Raw genomic sequence first — 7,173 nt, forward strand, 5'->3', positions numbered from 1 at the left:
TCAAGTTAAAATGAAGACATTTAAAGAGTCATGCGAAGACATGACAAAACTCATAGAATCATGTTGGGATGAAAACAACCCAAATGATGGTAAAACTTTCGATGAAAGGTTAGCAGAAAAAACTGCTAATCTTGAAGGCCAAGACAAAAAAGTATTGGATCAAGTAATAGGATGGTGAAATAGTTGATATTCATAACAAGCTCATGGTCTGAGACTATGTTAATGGGGAGTAATACTCTTGTCGATTTGCGTAAAATCGATGAAGAATTATTTAAAAAATTAGCTCCAACTGCTTATTCTTGTATTGACAAGAAAAATTTAGCAAAAATATTAGGAGTTAACTTTAACCCCGAACCGGTTCAGTTAAGGCCTGGAGATTCATTATTAAAAGTTCTAATCAAAGGAGGGAAATTACCTCCTTATGCTGATGAACTACCTGAAAATGTATTTTTAGAATTTTATTGTTACACAGTATTTGACCAGAATACTCATGTAATCACTGAAAAAAATGAAGAAAAAGTTTTAATGGAGGAATAAATTATGGTTCTTGAAGACGTAGAAGAAACAGTAGTTGATAAATATTGGAATCCTGAAAAAGTAGGAGACAAAGTTGAAGGTAATGTGTTTGAAATTGTGAAAGATCAATGGAACAATGACCGTATTGTTCTTGACTTAGGTGATGATGAAGACGGTAATTTACTAACTACCACATTACCTGCACATGCACATTTGAAAAGATTCATCCCAAATCTTAGAATTGGAGATTATATCGTCGTAACTTTAAAAGAAATAATCCCTTCCGAAAAAGAAGGATATTCTGACACTCGTATCTACAGAGTTCAAAAAGACCCTGATAGAGCACAAGATTACGAAGAAGAATAAAAGAGGGGTGTTGTCATATGAGTGATAATGGTGAATTAGTAGCTGTGGAAGAAACCACAGCTCCAACCTTACATGGTTTTGATATGGTTGATGTGGATGGTGCAGCTGCATTCATGGATAACTACCAGGAACTTGTTAAAGCTTTACTTGATGATGAAGAAGATTATCAAGGAGGCAAAAAGAAGAAATCTGCTTGGAGGAAACTTGCAACTGCATTCAACATCAGTGATTGTGTAGTTGAAAAAGAAATTATCCGTGAAGATAATTATCAAATCATCTCTGCATTCTTTATGGTTAAATGTACCTTGCCTAATGGCCGTAGTTGTATTGGTGTTGGAGATGCTAGTATCTTCGATAAAATCCGATACAGTTCCACTAAGAAACATGAAGCGGATAAAGAAACCCCAAGTAATTTTGAATTAAGAGGTAGGTTCACTAATGCCGAACATGATGTAATAGCAACAGCACATACACGTGCAAAAAGCAGAGCTATTGCAGACTTAATAGGTGCAGGTGAAGTTTCTGCTGAAGAGTTAGGTGAAATTCCTAAAAAAGTTTCTAGAACATCTAGGAACAATTCTAATTCTAATGAATCATCTGAGAATGCTGATTCTAAACCAGCTACTGGTAAAAGGACTAGAAGAAGTAAAAGGAAAACCAAAAAAGCAGAAGAGGAAGAAGTTATTGAAGCTAAAGCTGAAGTAGTATCTGAACCTTCAAAATCACCTAACTTGAAATCTATTGCTGAAAATAATCCTGCAATCAAACAAGCAATTAACAGGATTCAAGATGCTGGAGAAACAGTTACCAAAGCAGGGGTAATCGATGAATTATTCCGCATGTTCGATTTAGGTAAGTTATCCTTGGATGAATATGACGAAGCAAAAGGACTATTAATGAAATAAAAAAAGGTAGTGATTTGATTTGAGTAAAGACGCTAATGACGAGGAAAAATCATTATTCCTCAGATATGTTCTCGCAAATTATGGGGAACAATTACACTTGGCTAAATCTGAAAATAAACCAACAAAGATTAATGTAGATTATCCTTTACTCAATGAATATTACTACAAACAAACTGGGAAAGAATTCTTAACATTTGGTTATGAAAAGTTCTTGAAATATGTTGAGAACCGTATCAACAATGGAAGAACTGACCATAACCATATCACTTTAAAACTGGTGGAAATCCCACCAAACGTGTTACTGCATGATTTAGACACTAGTTACAATGGGGAATTAATCAGTTCAAAAGCAATGATTAAAACCATAACTGATCCAATTCCTGCTTTGAAACAAGCAGCTTTTATTTGTCAAGGTTGTGGTATGATGCATTATATTGATACTGCTGATTCCAACCAAGTGGTAATGCCAAGTTTATGTCCGTCATGTGGTAACAGGAATTTTAAGATGGTTCCTGAATCATCTACGTTTCATAATATTAGGTGGGTGAAATTAGAGGAACCTTTGGAGTATCGTCAAGGAGGGAATACTCGAGAGTTTAAAGGGTATATGCAGGATTATCTTGCTAGTCCACAACATAACTTGAAAGCTGGTGATGTCTGCGATATTCTTGGAACTTTCAATGTAGAGCGTACAAGTCCGGATAAGAATGATTTTGAATTCTTAATTAAACTTCATAATATCGCACCTGTTGACGATGCTTTCGAAGATTATCGGATTACTGAATCTGATAAGGAAAAAATCAGAGAGTTATCTCAAAGTGAGGGTATCTATCAGAAACTTGTTGACACTTTAGCTCCTGAGATTTACGGTTATGATACTGTAAAAGAAGGTTTATTGTTGCAGTTATTTGAGGGTAATCGTCCTTTGAATGATAATTTTAAATCCGATAGTATGGATAGGTGGACAATTCATGTTCTCTTAATTGGGGACCCAGGTATTGGTAAATCACAAATCATTAGTGCTTTGAAGAAACGTGCTCCTAAGATTATGAGTATTGGTGGTACATCAACTTCACAAGCAGGGCTTACTGTATCTGCTGTGAAAGATGAGCTTACAGGCACATGGACACTTGAGGCGGGAGCAGTTGTATTAGCGGATACTGGTTTGCTTTGTGTTGATGAGTACGATAAGTTAAATCCACATACTCAAAAGTCATTGAATGAACCTATGGAACAATTATCAGTTAGCTCAGCAAAAGCAAATCTTGTTCAAACAATGACTGCACGTACCAGTATATTAGCAGTTGCAAATCCTAAATACTCTCGGTTTAATAAGTTCAAAACTATTAAGGAACAAATTGATATTCCGGAAAGTAACCTGTCAAGGTTTGATTTAGTGTTTGCATTAGAAGATAACATTAATCCAGATAAGGACCGTATGTTAGCAACAAGCTTATTGAATAAGGAAAGCTTTATGAAAGATGTTGATGTGCTTGATGAAGATTTATTCAAGAAGTATGTCACTTATGCTAAGATGGAATGTTTCCCAGTTCTAGATCAACCTGCTCAAAAACTATTAGTTGATTTTTATGTGAATACTAGACGTGCTGCAGCAAGGGATGATTCTGCTAAACCTATTACTGCGCGGGATTTGAAGGCTATTGAACGTTTGACTATTGCTCGTGCAAAGACAGAATTGCGTGAGGTAGCTACTATTGATGATGCGAAGGCTGCTCTTCGTATTTATAGTGCAAGTCTTGAGACTATTGGTTTGACTCCTGAGACTGCTGGTGAGTTGGAGCATGTTTGGTCCAATAATGAAATCAAGTTGGTGAAAGAGGCAGAGGATATGATTAAGATATTGATTGATAGGGATGAGATGTTTTATGAGGATATTCTTGTTGATGTCCGGCATAAGATTGGTTTGAGGTGTCATGAAATGAAGTGTGATTTGGATGATATTATGAATGAAGCGAGGAAGAATGTAGAAAATGGGTTCTGAAAATTTTGTTACTAAGAGAAATTTTCTGAATCATGGACCATATCCCTTATGACTATAATTTATGGTCATAAAGTCCATAGTCCATAAGGGACATTGGAGGGTGACACTTTTTTTAGAGGGTTATCCTCTAAATAAGTATTACTCTATAAAAGAAAAAGTATTAACTTTAAAGGTGGTGAAAAAACAATGAAACAACAACTCAAAGTTTCAATCGAAGAAGACATATTGAAACTAGCAAAGGAACACATCCCAAACATAAGCAAATTTGTTGAAGAATGCCTAATAGCATATTTCAAATTCACAGCAGAAAACGATGAACAAAGAGGAGAAGAACTCAGAAAAAACTGGGAAGACTTTCACCGTGCAAAACTCAACATACACTTACTAATGAATGTTGACACAGAAAACAAACACTTAGAAAAAATGCAAGACAAAAACAAGAAACTTGCATGGTTAGGAATCTGGAAAACCTACAAATTCACAGAAACCTACCAACCACACGCAATGGAAGAAGCATGCAAAGTCCTAAACCTAACAGAAGAAGAGCTAAAAGTTGTACTCGAAGATACTGGATTCGAATATGCAAAAGACAAAACAAAAGCATACATCTTCGACAGCTGGAAATACATAGAGGAAAACATCCTACCACACATAAACTTAGAAGAGGATGAGGAAATTGAAAGACTACTCAAAGAAGTTATGGGATAACTGGAGTCTAATCGGACATGATCCAAGACCAGAACAGGAAAAAATCATCCTTGAAATATTAACTGCAATGGAAAATGGTTACCAGAATATTATCCTGGAAGCAGGTACAGGTACAGGTAAAGCATTATCATTAGATACTAAAATACCAACACCTAATGGCTTTACTACAATGGAGGATTTAAAAGTTGGTGATGAAGTATTTGATGAAAAAGGTAATATCTGCCATGTAATAAGTAAATCGGAAGTGTTTGAAAATCATGATTGTTATGAGATTTCATTTGTTCAAGGTGGAAAAGTTATTGCTGATGCAGATCATCAATGGTGGCTTGAAACTGCTAAAGATAGAAAACAAGGAAAAGGAAATCATACTGTTTTAACTACTGAAGAAATGGCAAAAGAAGTTTTTACTGGTAATGCAAATCGTAAAAATTATTCTATTGATGTTTGTAACCCTATACAGTTAAATGATGTTGAACTACCTATTAATCCATATGTTTTAGGCATATGGTTAGGGGATGGGAGCTCATATAAATCAGAAATAATTACTAATGATGAAGAAGTATTATCTGAGTTCAGTAAAGAAGGATTCACTGTTGTAAAATATGATAGAGATTATGTATATGGTATTAGAGTTGGATTTTTGAAACTATTAGAAGAAAATAATCTTTTAGGAAATAAACACATTCCTGAAATATATTTACGTGCTTCTTATAATCAAAGATTAGCTTTAATTCAAGGTTTAATGGATTCTGATGGACATATTACTAAGTATGGTGGTTGTGAAATTATATTCAAAAATAAAAACTTAATTGATGGATTGAAAGAATTGCTTTGTTCAATCGGGATTAAAGCTAATATCCATGAATGTTATAAAAAAGCAACTAATTCTGACCAAGAATTAAGTTTATATTATAGGTTATCTTTTACTACTAACCTTCCTGTATTTAGATTACAAAGACATTTGGAGAGATTACCTAATTATCTTAGACCAACTCAGTATAAAAGGTATATTGAATCTATTGAGAAAGTAGAATCTGTTCCTACTCAATGTATTTGTGTTGATTCTCCAAGTCATTTGTTTTTATGTACTGAAGATTTTATACCAACACATAATAGTGCAATTGCAACAACTATCTCCAATTATGTTGAATCCAGCTACATAATCACAATGACAAACCAACTCCTAAACCAATACCTTCATGATTTCAGTTACATGGTAACACAAATCAAAGGCAGAAGCAACTACACTTGTAATTATGGAGGGGATTGTGGAGATTGTACAATAGTCAACCGAAACCGCAGCAGATTACAAAATTATCAACAAGCAGTAAAAGACTATAACAGTAATCCTGATGGATTCACTAAACCAGAAAAACCATTATTGATAAATAAATGCGGGCAATTCGATAAGAAGAAATTACCTCCAGAATACAGTATGTGCCCATATAATAAAGCATTAAAAGAAGCATTAAGTAATGAGAAAGTCATCACCAACTATGACTTCCTACACTATGCCGGAAACTTCGCAGGAATACTACCTGAAAGAGACTTGATAATATTTGATGAATCACATAACCTTGAATCCAAGATAATGCAATTAGTCATCAAAACATTCAACAGAAAAACCATTTACCAAGAATACAATATTGATATCTTCGATGGTTTAGTAGATCATGGCATGACATTAAAAAAGATTCAAGAACCCGAGTATTGGATTGGAGTATGTGAAAAAATCATAGACATTGTCAAAGGCCAATTAAACAATTACTTGAAAGACAATATTTATGATGAAACTGATGACGTCATAAAAGATTATGAAAGAACCATAGGTAAATATGCTGAAATAATCCGCATACTACAGGAAGAAAATTGGGTAATTGAAACACCAACAAAAAAAGCCATTCTCCGAGATAATACTTACCTTGTCAATTCTAAAGAAGCCAGTTTAACCGCTGAACTAAAACCATTAATGATAAGTGACTACACTGATAACCTATTCCATTTCGGTGAAACACGATTATTCATGACAGGAACATTGGGGTCAAAGGATAAGTTCTGTAACTGGTTAGGTATTGATCCAGATGACACTTATTATATCTATGTGAAATCACCATTCCCTGTAGAGCATCGTCCAATCATAAGAGATTATGCTGCAAAGATGAGTGGTCGTGATAAACGTACTGGTGAACCTAACTGGAAAAATGAAGATGCATTAATCAAAATCCATGATATATTAGAGGACCATAAAAATGAAAAAGGTGTTATTCATGTTTCCAGTAATGAGCAAGCTTGGTATATCAGGAATGAATTAGCCAAGTATACTCGAAGATGGTTTAAGGTTGCTTATGGTAAAAAACGTGAACAAGCTATCCGAGATTTTGAGGAAGATGACGATAACATGGTACTCATCGGAGCAGGCCTTAAAGATGGAGTTGACTTTTCTGATGATAAATGTAGATTTCAGATTATTTTTAAAATGCCATTTCCTAGTTTAGCAGGGGGTCAGATAAATATTAGGAAAAGATTTGATGTTAGTTGGTATATTTATCAGACTGTTATGCCATTGATGCAGGCTTATGGTAGAGGTATTCGTAATGAGAATGATTACTGTGTTCTCTATGTGTTAGATTCTGATATGGATAACTTGTTAAATAATCATACTGATTTATTCAATGA

Annotated in this window: 6 protein-coding genes; all 6 read left to right on the plus strand. The window is 34.3% G+C overall.

Annotation, left to right across the window (positions count from 1 at the left end):
* Positions 1 to 183 precede the first annotated feature (183 nt).
* Positions 184 to 537 carry a hypothetical protein gene (locus IJI93_RS05310; protein WP_292820942.1) on the plus strand — a complete coding sequence of 118 codons (354 nt, stop codon included), beginning with the start codon at positions 184 to 186 and terminating at the stop codon, positions 535 to 537.
* A 3-nt stretch (positions 538 to 540) separates the two neighbouring features.
* Positions 541 to 882, plus strand: coding sequence for a hypothetical protein (locus IJI93_RS05315; RefSeq protein ID WP_292820944.1), 342 nt, complete (start codon positions 541 to 543; stop codon positions 880 to 882).
* 17 nt (positions 883 to 899) lie between these two features.
* Positions 900 to 1,787 (plus strand): hypothetical protein, encoded by an 888-nt coding sequence (locus tag IJI93_RS05320; protein WP_292820967.1) that lies wholly within the window; start codon positions 900 to 902, stop codon positions 1,785 to 1,787.
* 19 nt (positions 1,788 to 1,806) lie between these two features.
* Positions 1,807 to 3,789 carry a minichromosome maintenance protein MCM gene (locus IJI93_RS05325; RefSeq protein ID WP_292820969.1) on the plus strand — a complete coding sequence of 661 codons (1,983 nt, stop codon included), beginning with the start codon at positions 1,807 to 1,809 and terminating at the stop codon, positions 3,787 to 3,789.
* 186 nt (positions 3,790 to 3,975) lie between these two features.
* Positions 3,976 to 4,497, plus strand: a complete 522-nt coding sequence (locus IJI93_RS05330) for a type II toxin-antitoxin system CcdA family antitoxin (RefSeq protein ID WP_292820971.1) — start codon at positions 3,976 to 3,978, stop codon at positions 4,495 to 4,497.
* Positions 4,466 to 7,173, plus strand: a 2,708-nt coding sequence (locus IJI93_RS05335) for a helicase C-terminal domain-containing protein (RefSeq protein WP_292820973.1), incomplete at its 3' end; no start/stop codon positions are given. The genes IJI93_RS05330 and IJI93_RS05335, both read left to right, overlap by 32 nt.

The organism is Methanobrevibacter sp. (assembly GCF_017431965.1).
Lineage (GTDB): Archaea > Methanobacteriota > Methanobacteria > Methanobacteriales > Methanobacteriaceae > Methanocatella.

What these genes read in the sequence shown, in the direction of transcription:
- IJI93_RS05320 (WP_292820967.1), top strand. Translation starts at nt 900, where the DNA reads ATGAGTGATAATGGTGAATTAGTAGCTGTGGAAGAAACCACAGCTCCA.
- IJI93_RS05315 (WP_292820944.1), top strand. Translation starts at nt 541, where the DNA reads ATGGTTCTTGAAGACGTAGAAGAAACAGTAGTTGATAAATATTGGAAT.
- IJI93_RS05330 (WP_292820971.1), top strand. Translation starts at nt 3,976, where the DNA reads ATGAAACAACAACTCAAAGTTTCAATCGAAGAAGACATATTGAAACTA.